General features: G+C 60.2%; 21 protein-coding genes. 20 read left to right on the plus strand and 1 reads right to left on the minus strand.

Annotation, left to right across the window (positions count from 1 at the left end):
• Nucleotides 1-128: 128 nt before the first annotated feature.
• A complete protein-coding gene (locus tag CH276_RS04500; protein WP_254924191.1) occupies nt 129-1,550 on the minus strand; it encodes an O-antigen ligase family protein in 1,422 nt (473 codons plus the stop codon).
• A gap of 110 nt (nt 1,551-1,660) precedes the next feature.
• Between CH276_RS04500 and CH276_RS04505 the strand changes: the two genes are divergently transcribed.
• The 20 genes from CH276_RS04505 (at nt 1,661) to CH276_RS04595 (ending at nt 24,444) form a co-directional block, all read left to right on the plus strand.
• Complete coding sequence (locus tag CH276_RS04505) at nt 1,661-3,121, plus strand: polysaccharide biosynthesis tyrosine autokinase (protein ID WP_094630470.1); 1,461 nt, start codon at nt 1,661-1,663, stop codon at nt 3,119-3,121.
• A gap of 5 nt (nt 3,122-3,126) precedes the next feature.
• A complete protein-coding gene (locus CH276_RS04510; RefSeq protein ID WP_094630469.1) occupies nt 3,127-4,371 on the plus strand; it encodes an alpha/beta hydrolase family protein in 1,245 nt (414 codons plus the stop codon).
• On the plus strand, nt 4,368-5,045 hold the full coding sequence (locus tag CH276_RS04515) for a YveK family protein (protein WP_094630468.1): 678 nt from the start codon (nt 4,368-4,370) through the stop codon (nt 5,043-5,045). Before CH276_RS04510 ends, CH276_RS04515 begins: the two co-directional genes overlap by 4 nt.
• Nucleotides 5,042-6,280, plus strand: coding sequence for a lipase family protein (locus CH276_RS04520; RefSeq protein ID WP_094630467.1), 1,239 nt, complete (start codon nt 5,042-5,044; stop codon nt 6,278-6,280). Before CH276_RS04515 ends, CH276_RS04520 begins: the two co-directional genes overlap by 4 nt.
• Nucleotides 6,281-6,296: 16 nt before the next feature.
• A complete protein-coding gene (locus CH276_RS04525) occupies nt 6,297-7,568 on the plus strand; it encodes an acyltransferase family protein (RefSeq protein WP_094630656.1) in 1,272 nt (423 codons plus the stop codon).
• Nucleotides 7,569-7,572: 4 nt separating this feature from the next.
• The gene (locus tag CH276_RS04530; protein ID WP_254924190.1) at nt 7,573-8,790 is read left to right on the plus strand and encodes a lipase family protein; all 1,218 of its coding nucleotides are present in this window, start codon (nt 7,573-7,575) and stop codon (nt 8,788-8,790) included.
• Between the two features lie 14 nt (nt 8,791-8,804).
• Nucleotides 8,805-9,656, plus strand: coding sequence for a sialate O-acetylesterase (locus CH276_RS04535; RefSeq protein ID WP_094630466.1), 852 nt, complete (start codon nt 8,805-8,807; stop codon nt 9,654-9,656).
• 254 nt (nt 9,657-9,910) lie between these two features.
• A complete protein-coding gene (locus CH276_RS04540) occupies nt 9,911-11,416 on the plus strand; it encodes a sugar transferase (RefSeq protein ID WP_230596900.1) in 1,506 nt (501 codons plus the stop codon).
• A 51-nt stretch (nt 11,417-11,467) separates the two neighbouring features.
• Nucleotides 11,468-11,767 carry a hypothetical protein gene (locus CH276_RS04545; protein WP_094630465.1) on the plus strand — a complete coding sequence of 100 codons (300 nt, stop codon included), beginning with the start codon at nt 11,468-11,470 and terminating at the stop codon, nt 11,765-11,767.
• Between the two features lie 158 nt (nt 11,768-11,925).
• On the plus strand, nt 11,926-13,245 hold the full coding sequence (locus CH276_RS04550) for a UDP-glucose dehydrogenase family protein (RefSeq protein ID WP_094630464.1): 1,320 nt from the start codon (nt 11,926-11,928) through the stop codon (nt 13,243-13,245).
• 497 nt (nt 13,246-13,742) lie between these two features.
• Nucleotides 13,743-15,254 carry a sugar transferase gene (locus CH276_RS04555; protein WP_094630463.1) on the plus strand — a complete coding sequence of 504 codons (1,512 nt, stop codon included), beginning with the start codon at nt 13,743-13,745 and terminating at the stop codon, nt 15,252-15,254.
• 300 nt (nt 15,255-15,554) lie between these two features.
• Complete coding sequence (locus CH276_RS04560; protein WP_254924188.1) at nt 15,555-16,586, plus strand: glycosyltransferase; 1,032 nt, start codon at nt 15,555-15,557, stop codon at nt 16,584-16,586.
• Nucleotides 16,587-16,723: 137 nt separating this feature from the next.
• Nucleotides 16,724-17,611: a glycosyltransferase family 4 protein gene (locus CH276_RS04565; protein WP_254924187.1), complete on the plus strand. Its 888-nt coding sequence runs from the start codon at nt 16,724-16,726 to the stop codon at nt 17,609-17,611.
• Nucleotides 17,608-18,675: a polysaccharide pyruvyl transferase family protein gene (locus CH276_RS04570; protein WP_094630461.1), complete on the plus strand. Its 1,068-nt coding sequence runs from the start codon at nt 17,608-17,610 to the stop codon at nt 18,673-18,675. Before CH276_RS04565 ends, CH276_RS04570 begins: the two co-directional genes overlap by 4 nt.
• Before the next feature lie 136 nt (nt 18,676-18,811).
• Entirely contained in the window at nt 18,812-20,083 is a 1,272-nt protein-coding gene (locus CH276_RS04575; RefSeq protein WP_141214661.1) for an oligosaccharide flippase family protein, read from the plus strand.
• Nucleotides 20,080-20,700, plus strand: a complete 621-nt coding sequence (locus CH276_RS29180; RefSeq protein ID WP_094630459.1) for a CatB-related O-acetyltransferase — start codon at nt 20,080-20,082, stop codon at nt 20,698-20,700. The genes CH276_RS04575 and CH276_RS29180 overlap by 4 nt, the downstream gene beginning before the upstream one ends.
• A complete protein-coding gene (locus CH276_RS28140) occupies nt 20,697-21,965 on the plus strand; it encodes a hypothetical protein (protein ID WP_141214662.1) in 1,269 nt (422 codons plus the stop codon). The genes CH276_RS29180 and CH276_RS28140 overlap by 4 nt, the downstream gene beginning before the upstream one ends.
• Nucleotides 21,934-22,851, plus strand: coding sequence for a glycosyltransferase (locus CH276_RS04585; RefSeq protein WP_094630458.1), 918 nt, complete (start codon nt 21,934-21,936; stop codon nt 22,849-22,851). The genes CH276_RS28140 and CH276_RS04585 overlap by 32 nt, the downstream gene beginning before the upstream one ends.
• Before the next feature lie 136 nt (nt 22,852-22,987).
• Entirely contained in the window at nt 22,988-23,863 is an 876-nt protein-coding gene (gene rfbA / locus CH276_RS04590) for a glucose-1-phosphate thymidylyltransferase RfbA (protein WP_094630457.1), read from the plus strand.
• Nucleotides 23,860-24,444 (plus strand): dTDP-4-dehydrorhamnose 3,5-epimerase family protein, encoded by a 585-nt coding sequence (locus tag CH276_RS04595; RefSeq protein ID WP_094630456.1) that lies wholly within the window; start codon nt 23,860-23,862, stop codon nt 24,442-24,444. Before rfbA ends, CH276_RS04595 begins: the two co-directional genes overlap by 4 nt.
• Nucleotides 24,445-24,544: the final 100 nt, after the last annotated feature.

The raw sequence follows: 24,544 nt of genomic DNA on the forward strand, positions 1-24,544 counted from the left end.
AAGCCACCGCGAAAGTGAACCATCATCATTCTCTCCACCAGGGGGTCCGTACCAATCGACGGGCCGGTGCGGTGAATCATTGCACTACGAACGCAGCTTTGTACAAATCACAAGAATTGGCGCGATTTTTATGAAACTGCTGGTCGAGTACTGTCCGGTAAAAGCAAGCTTTTCGTTTCAGAACTCTCGGAGTTCTCGCCGTCGAGATCGGTTTCGGACGCCTTTTCCCATGCGTGGACGAGAAAGGCGTACATGACCGAAAACGCCATCGTCGTGGCCGGGATGGTGACCACCGGGAAGTCGAGCTGCAGTGCCACGACGGAGAAGCCGATCATTCCGCCGCCGTAGAACCCGTACTCCCACTGCCGAGCGCGGAGCAGTTTGTAGCCCACTATCGCGATGACGACGAGTATCGCGACGAAGGCGATTCCGGCGACCAGACCCCCGCGGTAGATGGTCAGCAGGGGAGTGTTGGCAACGTAGTTGACCTCGAAAGCGACCGTGGGGTCTTTGAATTCTGCACGGCCCCAGCCGAGTCCGAACATCCAGTGGCCTTGCATGTGACCGGGGAATTCCACGAGGGCGTCACCGCGTGCACTCGAGCCCGCGTCTTCGTTGCCGAAGGAGGAGAAGACTCGATTGCGGACGGTCGGTACGGCGATGGCACCGACGAAGGCGGCCGCGAACGCGCCGACGATGGCGAGGCGTTCGCGGGTGCGTAGCTGTTGGAACACCAGCATCAACACCACGCCGAACACCACCGAGAACAGTGCGGCCCGCGAGAGCGTCAACACGATCGACAGGAACAGTAGGGCCGCAAGGGCTGTGCGCACGTAGCCGCGCAAGAGCAGCACGCACAGCATCAGTGCCAGCACGAATCCGATTCCGGCTGCGTTGGGGTCGACGTACGTGCCTGCCAATCGGACGGTTGCGGCTCCGGTGCTGCTGTAGACGAAGCGAGTGCTTTCCTCCTCGCTGCCGTAGCCGAATATCGACAGATAGCGGATGAGTTTCCCGGCGGGGTCGACGGTGAAGATCACCAGGGCGAAAGCGGCTGCGGCCGAGGCTGCGTAGACGTAGATGCGCCCGAACAATGCCAATTCGTCACGCTGCATTCTCAACAGGCAGACGACTACGAGTGTGGAAACGAGCCATTGACCGAATTCGACGTAGTCGACCAGAGCGCCACTCGTCGCGAATATCGACAACGCGGACGCAGCGATGAGCGCAATCATGGGCAGTTCCGGCCATGTGATGCGGCTCACGGCTGTGCGGTGGATCACAGTGGCGAGAACGACCGCGATACCCAACGCGAAAACCAACGGAGCGTGAACACCGGGTACGTATCCGAACGGCAACGCACCGAGTGAAAATGCAAGAGCGCGAGACAGATACAGCGGATGACGTAGGCCGATGTACGCTCCCACAGTCAGCACGACGAGGGCGAACGCCCCCAATTTCGCTGGAGTTCCGCCGACGATCATGGCGAATGTAACGAAAACGGGAACGATCACGATGGCTGCCGCACCGGCTCGTTGCGTGATGCTCATAGGCTCTGATGTTGTCACGCTTTCATGCACTCGCAACATCTACGCCGTGCCGAATCGTTCGCTGCGCTTTATTCTTTCCCCTTGACCGATGTCATTCGATAGGAGCACTCGTGGAGATTCGAGAGTACGGGCGAATTCTTCGCGCGGGTTGGTGGATCGTTGCGCTCGCGACGGTCATCGGCATCGCCGGAGGCTGGGCCTACACGTTCTTCACGACGCCGCAGTATCAGGCGTGCGCCCGTCTGTTCGTCACCACGGAGGGCGGCAGCTCGGTCGGTGAGGCGTACCAGAACAACCTGTTCTCACAGGAACGCGTGACGTCCTACGCCGGATTGGCAACCAGCACACAGGTTGCGCAACGGGCGATAAATCAATTGCAGCTGCAGATGTCCCCGGACGAATTGCGTTCGCGCGTCACCGCGACCCCCATCGAGAAGACGGTGCTGCTCGATCTCTGCGCCACCGATCCCGATCCGGCCGTCGCTCAGGTGTTGACCAACGCGGTGGCCGGTCAGCTGACCCAGTTGGTACAGGAACTGGAAACCTCTCAGCGCGGCGGCAGCCCAGCAGCCGGTGCCACCGTCGTCGATCAGGGTGATGTACCGACCTCGCCGATCGGCATGGGCTTGACCACTGTCCTCGGCCTCGGCGCTGCCATCGGCTTCGTGCTCGGCATCGCACTCGCGTTGCTTCGCGGTCTTCTGGATCGTTCGATTCGGGACAGGCCGCGCGCAGAGGAGATTTCGGGTCGCGTCGTCCTCGGCGGCCTCCCGATCGACGCGACGCGACCCAAGGCCGCCGTGGCATCGATGCAGAAGATGGGCGAGCCACTCCGCGCTCTGCGCACCAACATTCGCTTTCTTGGCGGGGGCACTCCTCCTCGCGTCATCACCGTCACCAGTGCGGCGGCGGGCGAAGGACGCACCAGCACCGCCATCGACCTCTCGGCCGTTCTCGCCGAGGCAGGGCACCGGGTGCTTCTCGTCGGCGGCGATCTTCGCAGCGCAACCCTGGGCACCCGGCTGGGAATCGATCAGAGCAGCGGCCTGTCGACGGTGCTCTCGGGCGAGCACAGCATCGAGGATGCCATCCAGGACGATGTGTTCGGCGGTGTCTCGGTGCTGCCCTCGGGTCCGGTGCCGCCGAATCCGAGCGAGTTGCTCGGGTCGGACCGCGCTCAGGAGCTACTCGAGTCGCTACGCGGCGAGTACCGCTACGTCATCGTCGATACCCCACCTCTGCTTCAGGTCACCGACGGCGCGATCCTCACCGCATTGTCCGACGGCACACTGGTTCTCGCGCGCACCGGCCGCACGACGCGCGAGAAGCTGAGGCGTGCGATCAAGGTGCTCGACGGAGTCGGGGCCACCGTGCTCGGCGTCGTGACCACCTTCGAGCCCGCAGCCCGACGCCTCCTCGGTGGCAGCGCGACGCCTACCGAGAGTGCCGCCGAAACTCCCGCTTCCGCAGAACCGTTCACTGCACCGTCCTCGGCACCTGCCCATTCCACATCGGTCAGGCCGAAGCCGGCGCAGAGCGATACCGCGACCTCCTCGGCGAGCAGAGGATAGTTTCGATGCCAGGTAGGTTCGCGGCACAGGTCGGCGTCGTGCTGACCGCCGCCGCGGTGCTGGTCTCCTGTTCTCAGCAGCCGTCGGTCGTTCTTCCGCCCAACGCGCCAACGGCTCCGGTCACCGCCGAGGCTCCGGCCTCGGAGCCGCCTCCGCCGTCGAATGTCGGTGGCACAGCTCCCGGTTCGCTGATCTCGGCCGAGCCGATCGAGGACATCGCGACCGACATCACCGAGCTCGGTGCCACCGCTACTCGGGTGGTGTATCGGTCGACCTCGGGTGTCACCGGTTCACCGACCGAGGTCTCGGGAACCGTCATCGTTCCGGCCGGTACTGCGCCCGATGGTGGTTGGCCCATCGTGTCGTTCGGCCACGGCACCACGGGGGTACTCAATGCCTGTGGGCCCTCGTTGTACGCGAACCTGCTCGGCAATGCTCCTATCGTGGCTGCTCTGGCCCTGAACGGCTTCGCGGTGGCGATGACCGACTATCAGGGTCTCGGTATGAACGGTGACTACCATCCGTACCTGGACTCGAAGACGTTCGGCTACAACATGATCGATGCGGTACGAGCGGCCAGGAACTTCATGCCCACGCTCAGCACGCGGTGGGCGGCCTACGGCGTCTCGCTCGGCGGGATGGCCGCATGGGCGGCGAGCGATCGCAACGGTGAGTACGGCGGCGGTCTGGAGCTGGTCGGTACGGCCGCGATGGTGCCGGTGTCGGACATGTCGGGGCTGGCCGACGCGGCCGCGAACGAAACGTTGACTCGTGCTCAGTACCCCCTGTTGATGTACGCGCTGCATTCGTTGGCGATCTCGCATCCCGAGATGAACCTGGACGACTACCGGTCCGGTTTCGCGAAGGAGCGTTGGGACGATCTGCTCGAGTGTGTCCCGCCGGGGTCGCTCGATGTCCCGGAACTGCAGACACAGCTCGAGCCCGCCGATCTGAAGCCGGTCAGCGCCGAGGCCACGGATCGGCTACGCGGCTACCTGTCGGATATGGCGCTGCCGCAGCAGGGTTCGACGACACCGCTTCTGGTCATGTACGGCAGCGAGGACGATCTGATCCTCGAACCGTGGACCGGGAAGGCGCTGCAGCGCGCGTGTGACTCCGGCGACCTCGTCGAGTACGAGCTGCATCAGGGCGAGGGGCACGGCAATCTGGACAGCAGCCGATCGCTGCCGTGGGTCAAGGGCATGTTCGCCGGCCAACGCCCGGTCAACACGTGCGAGCTGAACAAATGATCGCGCCGACCGGTGTGCCGACCCTCAAGGACTACGGCCGAATTCTGTTGTCCGGCTGGGCATCGATCCTGGCCGCCGCGGTGCTGTCGGCGGGCGTCGCGTGGTTGGCGACCTATCTCGTCGAGCCCTCGTACACCGCGGTGTCGCGAGTGTTCGTCACCACCCCTGGACCACCGTCGCCCAAGAACTCGCTCGACGGCAACCGAGGAGCGTTGGTTCGCGTCGAGTCGTACGTCGAGCTGGCCACCGGGGAGCAGGTGTTGCGACGCGTCATCGCATCCCAGGACCTGCCCGTCGAGCCCGACGTGCTGAAGCAGGACATCACGGTGGTGCCGAGTCCCGGTTCTGCATTGATCGACATCTCGGTGGTGAACGCCGATGCCGAGCAGGCACGGGACATCGCCAATTCCGTTGCAGTGCAGCTCATCAAGTTGGTCGGGGAGATCGATCTGGGGGTCGACGGGCCGGTGTCGGTCCTGACTCTGGTGGATGCGGCGACGACGCCGGGTTCGGCCACGACACCGCAGGTCAAGAGCAACGTGATGCTGGGTGCGGGCATGGGGGTCGTGCTCGGTGGCGTACTGGTTCTCGCGCTCGGTATCGCGAGGGATTCGATCGACCATCGCGATCAGGTCGAACATCTGGTCAAGCAGGTCACGGGGGAGAGACGATGACGAACACACGAACGACGCTGCTGCGCAGAGCGGCAACGGTAGGTTCCCTTGCGCTGGTACTGGTGGCTGCGGGATGTTCTTCGGACGATCCGGTGGTCGATCCGCAGTCCGTCGCCGTCGGGGCCACCCTGTCCGCCGATTACAGCGACGACGGCCCCGGTTCGCTCGAGAGTGCGGAAGAGTTGCTCACCGTGGACCGCCGGGTGAGCGCCATCTCCTCCATCGCCGCTCGAGTGGTGTACACGTCGACGTCCGGGATCGACGGGTCCACCCAACGAGTCTCCGGCACCATCTTCGCGCCGGAAGGCTCTGCACCCGAGGGTGGTTGGCCGATCATCGCCTACGGTCACGGCACCACCGGCGTGTTGAACGATTGCGGGCCGTCGACCGATCCGGAACTGCTCGGAAGCTCGCAGATCGTGGCAGCGCTGGTTCGCTCCGGATACGTGGTCGCGGTCTCGGACTACCAGGGTCTCGGTCTGGACGGCACGTATCACCCGTACCTCGATGCGAGGACCGTCGGGAACAACCTGATCGATTCGGTTCGTGCGGCCCGCAAGTTGGTGCCCGATACGTCGACCCGCTGGGCATCGTTCGGTGGTTCGCAGGGTGGTCAGGCAGCCTGGGCGGCAAACGAACTCGCGCGCAGCTACGGAGCGGGACTCGACATGGTCGGGTCGGTCAGTCTGGTGCCGGCAGCAGACATCACCGGCCTGGCGGCCGCAGCCGCCGACGGCACACTCACCGACGACCAGAAGCCGCTTTTGCAGTGGGTGCTCGTGGGCCTGTCGCAGGCCCATCCCGAGCTGGATCTGGACGATTACCGCCGCGGCATCGTCGCCGAGAAGTGGGACGAGCTCTCGGCATGCGGGGGCGTCCTCGCGGCCGACCGTACGTCGCTGGCCGCGCAGATCGGCGACGACGATCTGCGGCCGGCAACGCCGGAGGCCACCGCGGTTCTCGAGGGATACCTGCGGGAGATGAGTCTGCCGAAGTCTCCTGCTGCTGCGCCGATGCTGGTGATCTACGGCGGTGAGGACACGTTGATCTCCCAGGCGTGGACCGACACCGCCATCGGTGCCGGCTGCGCCGCAGGCGACACCATTCAGTATGTGCTCCAACCGAATTCCGGTCACGCAGACATCGACGGTGCTGCTGCGTTCGGCTGGCTCGGCGACCGGTTCGCCGGTACCGAGGCCGTCAACTTCTGCCCAGTACCACCACCAGCGCCGTGACCTGAAGAAGGTACCCATGACTGCTACTCCAGACAGCACCGCAGCCGCAGCGACTGCGCCCGCGCCTTCGGTGGCCGGTGAGTCCAAGCGTCCCGCGCGCATCGTCGGCCTCGACGGCCCGCGTGGCTTCGCGTGCCTGTGCGTGCTCGCGGTCCACGTCGGTGGCCATTACTCACCGCAGACCGTGCTCACGTACAAGTTGGGGTTGCTGGGGCAGGGCCTGATCTTCTTCTTCGCGCTGTCGGGATTCCTGATCTTCCTGCCGATGGTGCGAAAGTTGTTCGCAGGCAAGCCGATGCCGAACAACTTCAGCTACGCGATGCATCGCCTGCTTCGAGTGTTCCCGGCCTATCTGTTCATCTTCCTGTTCGCGAACTTCGTGATGCGAGCGGTGTTCGTGGAGAACGCGGCCGTCGCCGAACGGCATTTCACCGACAACGGTCTGGGCATCCTCACCGATCCGCTCACGCTGCTGGCAAATCTGACGCTGCTGCACTCGTACATTCCGAGCATGCTGCAAACCGGGATCAACCCATCGTGGTCGCTCTCCCTGGAGTTCGCGTTCTACCTTGCGCTGCCACTGCTGACGGGCATCGCGTTCTATCTCCGCAAGCGCACGTCCATCTCGGCACCGGTGCTGGCGATGATCCCGGTGGTGATCATGTTCGTCATCGGTATCACCGGAAAGCTCTACACCGCCTCGCTCGTCGGGCCGTCGGGCATCACCGACCCGAAGTTGTTGGATTGGGGTCCCAACCAGGTCGCGGTGCTCAGTCGCAGCTTCTGGTCGCTGGCAGACAATTTCACCTACGGGATGCTCGCTGCAGTGGTGTTCGTCGCCATCGACAACGGGATGTTGAAGGGCGCGATCGCCACCAGGATGCGCTGGTGGACCGGACTCGCCATGATCCCCACCGCCGCGATCTCGCTGAAACTCATCGACGACAATTCACGCTGGCAGAGCTCCACCGTTGCATTCGGCTCGGCGCTGCTGATCCTGTTCATCATCGTGCCGCTGGCACGTGGGGAGAAGTCGCTGCTCGCCGAACGTGCCGACTGGTCACCGCTGAGCTATGTCGGCATGATCTCGCTCAGCGTCTACCTGTGGCACTTCCCCATCCTGATCATGGTGGGGCGCTTCGGGTGGATGGCCGGGGACAGCCCCCTGGGGCTCTTGCGGAACTTCGTGCTGGTGGGCGCGATCAGTATCGCGTTCGGGTCATTGACGTATCGATTCATCGAAAAGCCCGGTCTGACGTACGCGCGTCGGTTCAAGGCCTCCAAGTAGTGACGTGACGACGACGCGGCGGTGGTTGGCAGCACTGTTGCTGCTACCCCTGCTTTCCGGGTGCGCGGTCGTTGTGCCCGTCGCCGGGCAGGTGCAGGGAGCCCTCGCGGCGGTGATGCGCGGGTCGGACCCCCAACCGATGGTGATCGCGGATCCGGGAACCGGTAGCGGGTCCATCGTCAGTGCCGAGACCATGCCCAATCTGCCGATCCAGGTGCGGCTTTCGGGCGTGAACGCGGCGCGGGTGGTGTACCGCTCGGTGCAACCGGGGGTGGGCGAGCGCGAGGTATCGGGCACGGTGTTCACCCCGTCCGGCGAGGCACCCGAGGGCGGTTGGCCCGTCATCTCCTACGCCCACGGCACCACGGGTATCGAACAGGCATGCGCTCCGTCGCGGTCCGCGTCGCTGCTGGGGGCCTCGGCGCTCGTACAGGGTTACACCACAGCCGGATTCGCGGTGGCCATCACCGACTACGAGGGACTCGGGCATCCGGGCAACCATGCGTACCTGGACAACATCACCGCCGGCTACGACGTCATCGATGCCGTACGGGCACTGCGGACGGTCTTTCCCGATGTGGGTACGCAGTGGGCTGCGTTCGGCGGATCGCAGGGCGGGGGTGCCGCGTGGGCGGCGAACGAACTCGCCGATTCCTACGCTCCCGAGCTGGATCTGGTCGGCGCGGTCGCGCTGGCACCGGGGGCGAACATGGTGGGGCTGGTGGACAAGGCCATCGCGGGAACACTGACCGACGATCAAGGCCCTCTGCTGCAGTGGGTACTGGAGTCGTTGGCGCGACGCGACCCGGCTCTGAACCTCGACGACTACCGCAGTGGCGAGGCCGCTCAGGACTGGGCCGCGCTCACCGGCTGCACGCCGGACAAGGCCGTTGCCCGTGAGGACGCGGTGAACAGGCTCGGCGACAAGGACTTCGCCCCGAAATCCGATGCGGCCGCGGATTCCCTCCGGCGCGCGCTGGCGGCGATGGCCGTGCCACAGGGACCGGCGTCGGCACCGATGTTGGTGGCCTACGGTGATGCCGATACGTACATCGATGCGGCGTGGACCGACGCGGCTCTCGCGCGGGCCTGCGGGTACGGAGACGTCATCACCATCGATCGTCAGGCGGGGCGGGGGCACGGGGATGTGAACGGCGACGCCGTCAATCAGTGGATAGGGGATCGTTTCGCCGGGGTACCGGCGCAGAACGACTGCACGTGAGTAGGGGGAGCGTCATGGGGTTTCGGCAGAACGCGAAGGTGCGAGCGAAAGACGTCGTGAAGAAGCGTCTCGGACGCGGCATTCCGGTGGAACCGATCGACGAGTCGTATCTGGTGGTTGCGATTCTGGGCCAGTCCAATGCCCACGGTGCCGGCGTCGGATTCGACGGGGCAGGCCTGGATGCGCCGCATCCACGGGTGCATCAGTGGGCCGCGTCGGGCCGGTCGAAGAACACCATCGTGGCGGGCAGCAATCCTCTGTTTCACGAGGTGCCCTCCAAGGCAGTCGGATTCGGCCCGACGTTCGCCGCGCACCTCGCCGATGCAACGGGTAGGCCGGTGTTGCTGGTTCCGTATGCGCGCGGTGATTCGGGCTTCGCGCGGATCCACGGCATCTCCTGGGATCCGGCCGATACCGGCGCGCGAGTCAATCTGTTCTGGGATGCACTGCAGCGCATCCGAACAGGGCTGGCGACGAAGCCCGGCAACGAGCTCGCCGCGGTGCTGTGGCATCAAGGTGAGAGCGATGTGCCGCTGCTGACCGCGCCGGTGTACGCGGAGAAGCTCGACAGCCTGATCGACACGCTCCGCGGCGAGTTCGGCGACGTTCCGTTCGTGGTGGGCCAGATGGTGCCCGACGAGATCGAATCGGGGGAGGCGAACTACGCCGCCATCGATGCGGTGCATGCCGATAGTCCCCGGCGCAAGGCGAAAGTGGCGTACGTGCCGGGTCCGCGCGGGCTCTACAACAGCGAGACCGAGAAGATCCACTACAACGGCGAGGGGCAACGGGAACTGGGACGCCGAATGTGGGAGGCCTTCGCAGACATCTCTCCGAACGTACGGCGTTCGACCGACAATGCTTGACACACGAGGTGAATGTGGCACTAATAGGTGGTCGACAAAGGCCGGAATGGGGGCTTCCGGGAGAATTCGGCAACGCGGGGGACGCGTGCGGTTAATGCAGTAGAAACATGTAACGACCTGCGGGTTCTCGCCGATCAACACACCGTTACCAAGTGACACAATAAGCACGAAAAGATAATCTGCACGACGGGGTGGCACGGAGCTGTGCCGATCACGCAAGGGTTCGGCAACGCGTAAGTACCGAGGGGAAGCAAGTGTCAGTCAGCGATCTGGAAGCGCAGAGTTCGGTTGTCTCGCGGCGTGATGCACGACGGTTACGCAGAACGACATCGCGTCGTGAATGGGAGACTCACTACACCGAGGGCCTCCGTGTCACCGATACGGTGGTCGTCCTCGGCGCGGTGACGGTTGCGCAGATCATCCGCTTCGGCGAGATCGATTTTCGTGAACCGTGGTCCGTCATCGGCTACCTCGGGATATCCGGAGTGCTCGCGATTCTGTGGCTGACGTTTCTCGCCATCTTCCGCACCCGTTCGCCACGGGTGATCGGCAACGGCTCGGAGGAGTACCGCCGCATCGTGTCGGCCACGTTCCGGCTCTTCGGAACCATCGCGATCCTCTCCCTGCTGTTCCAACTGGACATCGCCCGTCTGTATCTCGCGATCGCACTGCCCGTCGGCCTGATCGGACTTCTACTCAGTCGGTGGGTGTGGCGAAAAGTGGTGTCACGCAAACGTGCTCGTGGCGGATACCAGACCTCGGTACTCATCGTCGGCAGCCGCAGCTCGGCTCTCGCCATGGCCAAGTCGTTCGAGCGTTCGCCCGAGGCCGGCTACAGCGTGGTCGGGATCTGCCTACCCAACTACGAGCCCGGCAACGACACGTCCTTCACCGTCGACGGCGTCGAGATCCCGGTGCTCGGTGACGAGCATAGCGTCGTCGAGGCCATCGAGACCTCCGGCGCAGACACCGTGGCGGTGACTGCCACCGAACACATCGGCCATCGCGGACTGCGAAAGATGGTGTGGGATCTGGAGAAGAAGAAGGTCGACCTCGTGGTCTCGCCCGGCGTGGTGGACGTCGCCGGTCCCCGTCTGGTGATGCGTCCGGTGGCGAACTTCCCGCTCATCCATGTCGAGAAGCCGCAATACAACGGTGCGAAGCGATTCGGCAAGACGGCGTTCGACTTCCTGTTCGCCGCCTCGGTCCTCCTGCTGATCTCGCCGGTCCTGATCACTCTCGCCGCAATCATCAAGCTCACCAGCAAGGGCTCGATCTTCTACAAGTCCGAGCGAATGGGCATCGACGGCAAGCCATTCCAGATGATCAAGTTCCGCAGCATGGTGCAGGACGCCGACAAGCGCGTCCAGGAACTTGCCGCCCTCAACGAAGGGGCGGGCGGGGTGTTGTTCAAGATGCGCGACGACCCACGGGTCACCCGGGTGGGCAAGGTGATGCGCAAGTTCAGCCTCGACGAGCTGCCGCAGTTCGTCAACGTGCTCAAGCGCGAGATGAGCGTGGTGGGTCCGCGGCCGCCGCTGCGCAGCGAAGTGGAAACGTACGACGGCGACGTGCGTCGTCGACTGCTCGTCAAGCCGGGTATCACCGGGCTGTGGCAGGTGAGTGGCCGATCGGATCTGTCGTGGGAGGAGAGCGTTCGCCTCGATCTCTCGTACGTCGAGAACTGGTCCATGACAGGGGATCTGCTCATCATCGCCAAGACCGCGGTCGCAGTTGCCAAGAGCGACGGTGCGTACTAGTTCGAGGACGCTCACCCTGCGGACGGTCGGTTTTGTTCGTACCATGACGCAATGACAACTGTTTCGGAGAACGGACGTGACGTGACCATGGCGGAGAATACGTTTCACGACTTCCTGGCCGATCGCATCGATGTGATCGCCAAGGTTCATCTGAACAGGTCCACCTCGCTGCACGCGGTGATCTCCGACAGCGTCGATGCTTACACCTCGGCATTCGCGGAGTACCACGGCACCGACGTCCCTTTGGATCTACTCGCTCCCGAGGTCCGCTCCGAATTGAGCGATTTCATCCACCGCTGCGCCGAGGCCGTCGAAGAACCGGAGAACCCGCAGTTTCCCGTTCGTCGCTGAACACCCTTCCTGTTTGACCATCTGCTCGAGGGGTAACTCCCTGATGCTCATGTGCAGTTCAGCTCGGTGTATCCGGTCGTTTGCCTTGAGCACTCAGTGTCGTACCGATACTGCGGCTTTGTCGTGGTTGCGGTCGAAACCAAGGAGATTGCCGGAGTATGCGCATCACAGTGTTCGGAACCGGGTATCTCGGTGCCACCCATGCGGCTTGTATGGCCGAGCTGGGGCACGACGTACTCGGCGTCGACGTGGACGAGGCGAAACTACGCAAGCTCGAGGCCGGCGAGGTTCCCTTTTGGGAGCCTGGGCTCCGGGAGGTGCTCCAGCGCAATATCGCGGCTGGCCGTCTGCGTTTCACATCCTCGTACGAGGAGGCGGCCGAGTTTGCCGAGATCCACTTTCTGGGTGTCGGTACTCCTCAGAAGAGGGGCGAGTACGCGGCAGACATGAAGTATGTCGACTCAGTGGTCGAGACGCTCGCGCCGCTGTTGACCAAGCCGGCTGTGATTTTCGGTAAGTCGACCGTCCCCGTGGGTACAGCAGAGCGGCTTGGACATATGGCGCGCGAGCTGTCACCGGCCGGTAGTGGCGTCGAGATTGCCTGGAATCCGGAGTTCCTGCGTGAAGGCTTTGCCGTCAAGGACACGCTGCGACCCGACCGCCTGGTGCTCGGCGTGGATCGCGCCCGTCCGGGACGCGCCGAGGAGCTCGCCCGCGAGGTGTACGCGCAGCTGCTCGACGAGAAGATTCCGTTCCTGGTCACCGACCTGGCCACGGCCGAGCTGGTCAAGGCATCGGCCAACGCGTTCCTGGCCACCAAGATCTCGTTCATCAACGCCATTGCGGAAGTCTGTGAGGCCGCGGGTGCAGATGTCACCGTGCTCGCCGACGCCATCGGCCACGACGAGCGCATCGGCCGCAAGTTCCTCAATGCCGGCATCGGCTTCGGCGGCGGCTGCCTGCCCAAGGACATCCGGGCGTTCATGGCTCGGGCCGGTGAACTGGGCGCTGATCAGGCGCTGACGTTCCTGCGTGAGGTCGACAACATCAACATGCGACGCCGCACACGCATGGTGGAGTTGGCGCGTGAGGCGTGTGGGTCTCTTCTCGGTGCACGGGTCGCTGTGCTGGGTGCCGCCTTCAAGCCCGACTCGGACGACGTTCGTGATTCACCGGCCCTGAACGTGGCCGGGCAGATCCAGCTCCAGGGTGCCGCGGTCAACGTGTACGACCCCAAGGCCATGGAGAACTCCCGTGCCCTGTTCCCCACCCTGACCTACAGCAGTTCTGCGCTCGAGGCCTGCGAGGGCGCCGACGTGGTGCTGGTGCTGACCGAGTGGAAGGAATTCAAGGCACTCGCTCCGAAGGATCTGGAGGGTGCGGTGCGCAGCAAGACATTGATCGACGGGCGCAACTGCCTGGACCCGGAACAGTGGCGCGCGGCGGGATGGAACTACCGCGGGTTGGGGCGTCCCTGATCGCGGTGGGCGAGGACGTTTTTTGAAATTCATTCAAGGGAATGAATTTCGGAACTACGGGGGCATCTCCGGCGGAATCCAATTTTAACGCCGGTTATCGGCCCGTATCGGGCACTTCGCTGGCTTCGGCCTGCATCTCGGGGTGACATACCCTTTATCGGCAGTAGGCGCACGCTGCGCTATGTGATAGATGCCCCCAAAAACAACTTCGATACCTGTGACTGGTCACAGTTCACGTTCAATCCGCTTGCTGCAGAGCAGTTTTGGGCGGAAAAATTGCTAGCGGTGTTCGATTGTTCTCGCGGATCGCAGCATTACCTTCGATGTGGTAAACAACGTCAATGCTGTTATTGGTTTGTGATCTGTACCGCTCGCGTGGTGGTACATCGAACGGCATGGGACTATTTCAATTCGATACCAGTCGCACAGCGGATGGGTATCGATCGGATTCATCCGCTCGCCGGTGGCGTGCGTACTAGTGCAGAGGAGGGGAGCACGTGGCAACTGTCGGGGCTGCACACCGCTCTCTCTGGGGATCTCCCCGTCGTTCGGACGTGGTGGCAACGCGCACGCTGACGTCGCGGCACGTGTGGGAGCGCCAGTACATCGCGCGCCTGCGGGTGACCGATGTACTGGTCGTGATCCTGTCCGTTGCTTTGGCCCAGATCGTGCGGTTCGGAGATGTCGAGACCACGGACTTGCTCTCGACCATGACGTACACCGGCGTCTCCGTCGCACTGGCCGGACTGTGGATCGCGTTCCTCGCGATCTTCCGCACCAGATCGCCTCGCGTCATCGGAAACGGTGCCGAAGAGTACCGCCGCATCGTGTCGGCCACTTTCCGCCTGTTCGGGGTGATCGCGATCGCGTCGCTGCTCTTCCGGATCGACATCGCACGGCTCTACCTCGCTATCGCTCTACCGGTCGGACTTCTCGCACTGCTCTTGACCCGTTGGGCCTGGCGCAAGATCGTCACCCGACTTCGCGGCAAGGGCGAGTACAAGACCTCAGTCCTGATCGTGGGGAGCCGTGCGGCGGCGGTGTCGATGGCGCAGTCGTTCGAGAAGTCTGCGTCTGCGGGGTACGCGGTGGTCGGAATTTGCATGCCCGGCTACGAGGCTCCGCGGGACGGCGTGGTTCACGTCGAAGGCACCGAGATTCCGGTGCTGGGCGATGAGCACGACGTTCTCGACGCCATCGAAGAATGCGGTGCCGACACGGTTGCCGTGACGGCCACCGAGCACCTCGGCCACAAGGGCATCCGAAAGATGATCTGGGATCTCGAGAAGAAGGACGTCGACCTTGTGGTCGCGCCGGGTGTCGTCGATGTGGCCGGCCCCCGACTGGTGATGCGGCCCGTTGCCGGCTTCCCGCTGATTCACGTCGAGAAGCCGCAGTACAACGGCGCGACGCGGTTCAGTAAGACCGCATTCGACCTCACCTTCGCGGCACTGGTGTTGGTGCTGATCTCACCGATCCTGCTGGCGGTGGCCATCGCGGTGAAGGCAACGAGTCGTGGCCCGGTGTTCTACAAGTCCGAGCGCATGGGAATAGACGGCAAGCCTTTCTCGATGATCAAGTTCCGCAGCATGACCGTCGATGCGGACAAGCAGGTTGCGAACCTTCTTGATCAGAACGAGGGTGCCGGCGGGGTTCTGTTCAAGATGCGTGACGATCCGCGGGTGACCCCGGTCGGCAAGGTGCTGCGGCGTTTCAGTCTCGATGAGTTGCCCCAGTTCATCAACGTGCTCAAGCGTGAGATGAGTGTGGTGGGGCCGAGGCCTCCGCTGCGGCGTGAGGTGGAGACCTACAACGGTGAGGTTCGACGGCGATTGTTGGTCAAGCCGGGAGTCACGGGTCTGTGGCAGGTCAGTGGACGATCCGACCTGTCGTGGGAAGAGACTGTGCGGCTTGATCTTTCGTATGTCGAGAATTGGTCGATGGTGGGGGATCTGTTGATCATCGCCAAAACGGCTCGAGCCGTCGTTGACAGCGATGGAGCTTACTGATGATTCAGACGCGCCATCATCACTTTGCTCCCGGATTATCGGAAACTCACCGGGAATTCCTGGGTTACGGAACCCATCATCGTGCCTTTCTTCGGTCGAAGCTGTACACCTACGTCGTAATGTTTGGCGTGAATTGGGTACCTCGCCTCTCGGATGTGGCCGCGCGTATGAGTGTGGTCAAAGTGCTATCTGCGCTGTGAATTAAGGTAAAGGCTTCGAGAAATGCAAGATCACAAGCGCCAATGTGCGACAACGACGAAAGTCGGGGGATGCTCGATAATGAAGCCTCACAATCGTAACGTGACTGATCAAAAGATCGTACTTCACGTATCCGAGGCGTACGGCGGGGGCGTGCAAGCAGCCATTCAACGGTACGCCAATAATTCGCCGGGACTCAATCACCGCTTGATAGTCCGAGACCGCGTAGCGCATGACATCGATTCGGATTTCTCAATCGAAACCGTCAATTACGAAGGTTCGGTCGGTGGATTCCTTCTGGCTGCTCGCCGTCATATTTTGGATCTGCGACCCGAGGTCGTCCATCTACATTCAAGCTTCGCCGGTCTACTCAGAGTCTTCGACTTCGGACCTGACATTCAGATTGTCTACACACCACACGCATATGCGTTCCTCCGACAGGATTGCTCCCTAATTTCGCGATGGATGTTCAGGATCGTTGAGATGGCGCTTAGTGTCCGTCGACAGACTATTGCCGCCATAAGTCCTTTTGAGGCTGCTCAGGCAGCGGTACTGGCAGGGCGGCAGACAAGGGTCAAGTACTTACCTAATATTGTAGAGCAAATTAATCATAATCCGCAGCGATGTCTAATTGATAGAGCCAAAGCTGAGGTCGTTATGGCCGGCCGAATCTCCCCTCAAAAGGATCCTCTATTTTTTGCAGAGGCCGCCCGAAAGTCGAAGTCAGACGTGCGTTGGACGTGGATCGGAGACGGAGATCCAGAAGCAAGGGCTGCGTTAAACGAGGCTGGAGTCTTCGTTACTGGGTGGCTACCAAACGCGCTCGTCATGAAGCATCTCGGATCGGCTGATTTGTACCTACACACCGCACGATGGGAGGGCGCACCAATAACGCTTCTCGAAGCGGCGGCGCTCGGAACTCCTATACTTGCGCGCAAAGTCGAGTCGATGGTTGGGCTGGGCTATCCATTCGCAGGCGAAACCCCTTCCGACGTCGCAAAGGCAGTTGATCGCTTTTTCTCTGACAGTTCGTACCACGAACAGACGCGCAAACTCACCGACGAGTCGGTACGGGTGCACACGTCTGAAGCGCAATCACAGGCGTTAACAATATTGTATGGGGGTGAGCGTTGAGGGTTCTAATGCCAGGCCGAATTCTGAACAAAAACGTTGGCGGCAACACGACTTACGCTCGATGTTTATCGGACGGGCTTACCCGTCGGGGAGTTACTGTCGACGCTGTACCCCACTTCAGTAACCCTGCACTCACCATGGTGTCCGAGACCGTCGCCGGTATGTCGCGCAGAGACGGCGATGTGATTCACTACGTGGCCGATACCGGTCCGCTTTTTCAAACACGCCTGCCATCAGTCGTTACTGTTCACGGCGTCGCAAGTAGATGGCTAGACGGAGTACGCAGCTCCAGTCAGGAAAAGATCTGGCGAGGCCGTGTTCGCCGAGCCATCGACTGTACGGACGCGTTGATTACCGTCTCGTCGTCAAGTGCGGACGACATCGCTGCAGTATTCGACATATCGCTGGGAAGCATAACGGTTATACCACACGGAATTGATGCTGATAATTTCGCACGAAAGGCGACCCTAAGCAAAAAGGTTCGTGATCTGATTCCCGAAAAATACCTTCTTTACGTGGGTAATATCGAGCCACGCAAGAACATTCAACAACTAGTGAAGGCAATGCAACTTTCACCTGCTCGTGGGATGGGAGTTCCACTTGTTATAGCAGGAAAGCCTGCATGGAACTACGATGCCGAAATGGCAGCAATCCAGCATGATGCGGACGTCATCTATCTGGGATTCGTATCTGACACCGACCGAGTCGCGCTGATGCAGCAATGTGCGCTATTTGTCTTCCCAAGCAGGTATGAGGGATTCGGATTTCCCGTGTTGGAAGCCATGGCGGCAGGCGCCCCAGTCCTTACGACGCACGGTGGTGCGTTAAGAGATGTGGCTGGTCCGTCGAAGATCCTGAAAGGATACGGAGCTGAGTCCATTGCGTACGGCGTCGAGGACGCGCTGACAGACGACACCTGGCGGACCAATGTGGTGGATCGAGGTCGTGAATGGAGTTCTGCATACACATGGGACGAGAGCGTCGACGCACATCTATCAATCTATAACGCGTTAGGGAAGAAATGAAAGTTGCCGTTCTGCATTGCTATAGCGCCAAAAACGCAGGCGACGGCTTGCTGGTGGACGAAACACTCAGCCTTATTCGAGACGCCTTCGGATCCACCGTCAAAATCGTTATGGCGGCGTCCCACCCGATGACCTTCGATAATCTAGATGTTGAAATAGTCGACTCTGGGGTGTCTTGGTCCGGTTACAGCTCGAAGTACCTTCGGTTCCTGAGATCCTTGGATTCGTTTGATCTCGTGGTGGCGGTCGGCGGGGGATATCTAAGAGGCGGCTTCCTAGTCGAAACTGTGAAGACAGTCTTGGTTCACGGGCCGCAATTGACCGCGGCAGCGAGGACCCGCGCCCCCTCAATGTATTTGCCACAGAGCGTCGGACCAGCTGGGTCGGTCGGCAAGCGACTACTTTCCACCCGCATGCGCAAGATCGACAGCTTCTACGTCCGTGATGATCGAAGTTTGCGCGACTTTGGCATTGCAGGTGTCAGCAGGTCGAGTGACTTGGCCCTTCTTCAGATGATAAAGCTCCAGCGCACTAGGTCGGACGTCTTCGCTACCCCAGTCCTATCGATACGAGCAGTCCGTGGAAAGATAAGTCCTTTAGTACTAGATCTTGCCCGTCAGCTTGACGTTTTCGATGGGTACATCCAAAGTGCCACAGGTGGAAACGACGATACAGATGCAATGACGTCAGTAGGTCCCCGGGAGATATTGTCCCGTCCACAACTTATGTCCGATGAGGGGCAGCCGAGAGTGGTCATTGCAGTTCGTCTCCATGCTGCACTTATGGCAATTCGCGCTGGCCACTTTGTGATTCACCTGGCATATGAGAGAAAGGGATTCGGTGCCTTCAATGATTTGGGACTCGAACAGTATGTACACAACGTCAACATGTTTGAGCCAGTGAGGGTTATACGGCAAGTCAAACGGCTTATTGAAAGTCCGGAAGAGCGCGCGCTATATAGATCGACAGTTCAATCTGCCGCCGAACGTCTTGCGCCGATTCGTCAGCATCTGCTTCAAGAGATGCGGAAAATGGGAGATTTTAGTGGAGTAGGTATCGAATGAGCGGAACTGCCAACCAGCGTCTCGATACAGTCGCAGCTTATCCAATTTTATCGTCAAACGTTGATTTTCGACTAGAGGTCGAAGTCGAGATGGCTTTACCTTGTAGCGGGATTATCAGTGGAGAGACTGCAGCCTCATGGAGCCCGTAGCACCAGCCACCACCCCCGGCCCTCTCGTAGGCAGACTGATGAAGGGGGGTCTTCCAGCCATTGCCGCGAGTGCATTTGTGGCGTTTGTTCCGATTATCGGGTCGGCATACTTGAGCGTGGACGAATATGCTGTTTGGGCGCTGGCTGCAACACTGTCGACCATATTTATTGTATTTGATTTTGGGACCCCAACACTGGCTACCAAGCTTGCAGGGGCGAATAAGTTGGACTTCCGTACTGCACTCACGTTGTCCGCGCTTTCTGCGATTCCTCCAATTGTGCTGGGCTGCGTCGCTATCGCTGTCTGGCCGCACTACGCTCATGCAGCCAACCTTGTAACGGACAATTCAAGTGCTACGCACCTGATACTGTTGGTTTCGGTAGGCGGTGTTTTCCGAAGTATTGGGATAGTCTACGGTGCGGCTGCATTGGGGCGATCTCACTTCATGCGACGGACAGCGATTCTATTTCTGGGAGGGTCCATTCAGCTGATCGCTACTATAGTGTCGCTCGAATCCGGCTTCGGTATAGTCTCGCTTGGAATCGGCATAATTTCTGCAGGCTTCTTGCAGTTTGTGATCGGATTTGCACTCGAAGGGCAGCCCTCCCGCAACGATCCGCGACTCAGACGCGACGAGTCCGTATCTGTGAAAAATACAATTATCCTTTTTATGAAAACCCGACTTTTAGTCGCAACACTGGGTTTGTTTATCACGCAACTCGATAGATGGGGCCTGGGATTGATAGGAAATCCAAGTCTCCTTGCGAAATATGACATAGCTACTAGATTCATAATGATCCCCAAAATCATCATCATAGCCTTGGCCGCCGGTCTGGTCGCAGATTCAAGCAGGCTGAACGACAAGTCGCAGGGGCGACTGTTGCTCTTTCGAGTCCAGAAGTTGGTGATATTCGCTACGGTTCCTCTGCTGGCTGCCGCGTCGGTGGTTGCATTCCTGGCTCAAGAGACTGCAATCGGGGCCGTGCCATCATTGCTTGTAGTGACCTTGGTTGCCGTGGCACATGGATCAAATTGCCTAACTATTGCACCAGTGAATATCTTGTCAGGAATAGGCCGACCGGACTTCGAACTACGCTATCTTCTTCCGCTCGCGTGTGTTGTAGCGATTTCTTACGGTGTAGGAATTATCTCAGGAAATGGGATCGTCCAGATCTCTATCTGGGCTGGCGCTATGGTGATATCTTCGATTTGGTTTTCCGTAGTGTCCAACAAATATATCAACGAGGTGCTCTCATGATTGACCGCATTCTGCGTGTCGTGGACCCAGTGCGCTATCGAAAGCGCCAGCTTCGGCGGTTGACCGATGCCGGCCGCGTGTCAATTGGTGATCACAGCTATGGCGTTCCAATACTTCACCTTTACGACAACGACGCAGATACATCTCTCCATATTGGTAAGTACTGCTCGATAGCAGCTGAGGTGAATATATTACTGGGCGGCAATCATCCAACAGACCGAATCACTACTTTTCCTTTGCGACACAAACTTGGACTTCCAGGCGCTGGCACCGATGGATACCCATCTAGCAAAGGGGATGTGCGGATTGGGAATGACGTCTGGATCGGATTCGGCGTCACGATCGTATCGGGTGTCAAGATCGGCGACGGAGCCGTGGTAGCTGCAGGGAGCAGCGTAGTCGGCGACATCCCGCCGTACGCAATAGTCGGAGGCAACCCCGCAAAAATTATTCGGATGCGATTCGACAAGGTTGTCGTCGAGCAGTTAATGACGATGAGGTGGTGGGATTGGAGCGATGAGAGCATAATCCAGAATTGCTCGGATCTTGTTGCCTTGGACATGCCGGAGGCGTTATCTCGTTTGAAACGGATTACAGAGGGGGGGTATACGGCTTGACGATGACAGCTTCTTTAAATGTTCAGGTGCGCTCGTATTTACCCGGAAGGATTGTCCGTATTGGTCTCCTCCTTTTTGCAACGTTGGCGGCCCTAGTCCCTGTAGACTTTGTGCGAGTCACTCAGGGGTGGCTCTACCTGTCTTTGGCTAGTTTGGCATTGGGTGCAACAGGAGCCCTTTGGGTAGTCTCTAAAAAAGAGACCGTAATAGTCCGTCCAGTGATTGTGTTTGTACTTATAGTGCTCTGCCTGAATCAGGTAGTGAGGCTGAACCCGATAGGATTCGTCACCTTGTGGGCGCCCATTGTCTTGGGTATCGGCGTTGCGCTTTCTGTGAAACGGCCATTGTCGATTCTTGTTTGGGCGTCAGTTTTTTTGTCAGTTTCGATGCTCGTGGATTTATTTCTCAAGGATCACGTTTTCGGCAGGATATTCGGTACGGATAACTATGTCGCGTATTCACAAGATGTCTTTCGAGCTAGAGGAATTGTGGGGCAGCCTGTTCCCGCAAGCATGGTCGCGGTCGCACTCGCGGCGGGCGCTATGTTGCTTTCTGCTGATTTGCGCCGGCACCGTAATTTCATTCGAGCCGTTATTGTCCTATCGGTATCGGTGTCGGTGTTTGCATCAGGTACGCGTTCTGCGGTTCTGTGCGCTGTAGCGATGGCGCTTGTTGTCCTCTTAGCGAATTATATCCGTGGGCGATCCGGTGGTCTGAAGATCGGGAATATCGCAGCCTGGGCGACTCCTTTGGCGGCAGCTGTAGTTTTAGGAGCGGTTACTTTTGCTTGGAATGCTTTAGCTACTCAGCGGGTATTCAGCTTCTCAACGCTATCGGGTTCAGCCTCGCTTGATAATCGGAACTACGCTGCACTTGTTTTCGATGATTGGAGTGCGAGCTGTCGAGGCACATGTAAATTCTTCGGGTCAGGGGCACGGACTCTACTTGAGGCGCTCAGCAGTGGGTTGGGATTCAGGGGCTTCACCACGGTGGACAACCTATTCTTGAGTCTACTCTGGGATTTCGGCATCAGCTTGCTACTCGGTGTCTTGGTCTTTGTGGTAATAGCAGTGCGAGTGCTGATTAAATCCCCCTTCGCCGTAAACCGGGCTGGCGCTGTTATTGTGCTGTCAATTATCTTTTCTGGACTATTCTACGATGCGCTCTATATCCGTCCGGTTTTGTTGCTTTTTGGAATTGGTATCGGTTTGATTGGTCTCAAGTGTACTGAAAATGAAAGGGTTGATCGTGAAGCGGAACGCTAGTGTCGACGTGATAATAGTATGCTTTAACTCTGACCCTGTTCTGCTTAAGGGCTGCGTTGATTCGGTGTTCTCTTCTTATTCAGAGTCGAACATTCCAGGAATTGTCATATTGATCGACAATGCCAGCGATATCCCGGTCGAGCACACTATTGATGCGTCTGGTGTGCGCGTTTGTAGAATGGACTCGAATGTTGGTTTCGGGCGTGCAGTCAATCACGGGGTCGCGATTTCTGACGCGGATCACGTTCTGCTGCTAAATCCGGATGCTGCTATAAAGCCAGATGGTATTCGCCGCTTGAGCGATGTGGTGAAGCAGCAGCCGCGTTCGCTCGTCGGTGGGTGGCTGCAACGAGATGGCAAAGTGCAGTCGGACGCCTATATGCAGTGGGACTTCTCTGTCACTCGGCTCTGGAGTCGCGGGAGGTTTGCCTCAACGTTGATGGATTCGGCGTTGGATGTCGTTAATGTCGAAAAAGTCTGTGGTGGGGCATTGTTTGCAGATCGTCGTCTGCTGGCGGAATTGGGCCCGTTCGATCCGAGATTCTTTTTGTACGGTGAAGATGCCGATTTGTCCAGGCGCGCTGCTAGTTTAGGTGTACGCCTTTTGGTGGCGCGACACGCCCCGGTCGAACATATTTCGGCGTCCTCCCAAAAGTCGTACGGGTCTCTGGTTGAACAGGCACGAGCCGATGCGGCAATAAGAATAACTTCGTATCATCGCAATAGGGTCGTTAGTCTTTTGCAGCGATTTGAGCTTTTAGTTATTACGTTGGTAGGGGCTGTGGCAGGCGGTGCTTCCTCGTCTACTCGACGCGCACGGCTGGACCGCCTCAAGCAGGTAAGGCGGTGGGGTCTAATGTATGATGCACCGCCGTACAGTCCCTAACCAGTCTTAATGGGCTGCCAAGGCCGAACGGTTGTCGACGTCACGGTGCGGCTTAAGCGTTCAAGATATTACCCGAATTTCCTGCATTTCGTTCCTCGGACCAACCTGAAGATCCAAAGACAAGGGAGTTGCCGTCATGCAGGGAATCATTCTGGCGGGCGGCACGGGCTCGCGTCTTCATCCGATCACGATGGGCGTCAGCAAGCAGCTGGTCCCGGTCTACGACAAACCGATGATCTACTACCCGCTCTCGACTCTGATCCTGGCCGGGATCCGCGAGATCCTCGTCATCACCACACCCCAGGACGCCGACCAGTTCACGCGTCTGCTCGGTGACGGCTCCCAATTCGGCATCGACTTGACCTACAAGGTCCAACACGAGCCCAACGGACTCGCCCAGGCCTTCGTGTTGGGTGCCGACCACATCGGCACCGACTCCGCGGCATTGGTGTTGGGCGACAACATCTTCTACGGCCCCGGCCTGGGCACCCAACTGTCCCGCTTCGACACCATCGACGGCGGAGCCGTCTTCGCCTACGAGGTCTCCGACCCCACCGCCTACGGCGTCATCGAATTCGATGCGAACCGCAAAGCCATCTCCCTCGAAGAAAAACCCGCCGCCCCGAAATCCAACTACGCCGTCCCGGGGCTGTACTTCTACGACAACGACGTCATCGCCATCGCCCGCGACCTGCAACCGTCCGCGCGTGGGGAATACGAGACCACCGACGTCAACCGCCACTACCTCGAGGCCGGCCGCCTCCAGGTCGAAGTCCTCCCCCGCGGTACCGCCTGGCTCGACACCGGCACCTTCGACTCGCTGCTCGATGCCTCGAACTACGTGCGCACCATCGAACAACGCCAGGGCCTGAAGATCGGGTCCCCCGAAGAGGTGGCGTGGCGACGCGGATTCATCACCGACGACGAACTGCGCGCCCGGGCGGAGACACTCGTCAAATCCGGGTACGGCCACTACCTGCTGGACCTGATCGACCGAGGACACCGAGCATGAGCTTTCGCGAGTTGAGCATCGCCGGTGCCTACGAGTACACCCCACGCCAGTTCGGCGACGATCGCGGTGTGTTCTTCGAATGGTTCAAAGCCGGCCTCTTCGCCGAGACCACCGGGCGGTCGTTGGAGCTGCTGCAGGCGAACTGCTCGGTCTCCGCAGCCGGGGTCCTGCGTGGGATCCACTTCACCACCAACCCACCCGGACAAGCGAAATACGTCACCTGCGCCCGCGGAGCATTCCTCGACGTCATCGTCGACCTCCGGGTCGGATCCCCGACGTTCGGGCAGTGGGACAGCGTGCTGATCGACGACATCGACCGCAAAGCGGTGTTCCTGTCCGAAGGACTCGGCCACGCCATCTTGTCGTTGGAAGACAATTCGACCGTCATGTACCTGTGCAGCCTCGAGTACACCCCGGCCCTGGACCGCGACATCAACCCACTCGACCCGGCCCTGGGCATCGACTGGCCCACCACCGCACGCGACGGATCGCCCCTGACCTACGAACTCTCCGACAAGGACACAGCCGCCCCCACCCTCGCCGAAGCACTCGAACGCGGAGACCTGCCGAACTTTCGCTAGGCTGGAAGCCACTAAACCGAACGGTTTCGGAGAAGTAGCTTTCCGAACAGTCGAAACCCTGGATTGGCTGAGAACGGCGGGCGCTTAGCCCGATTGAGTC

The organism is Rhodococcus sp. 06-470-2, from assembly GCF_002258235.1.
Lineage (GTDB): Bacteria > Actinomycetota > Actinomycetes > Mycobacteriales > Mycobacteriaceae > Rhodococcoides.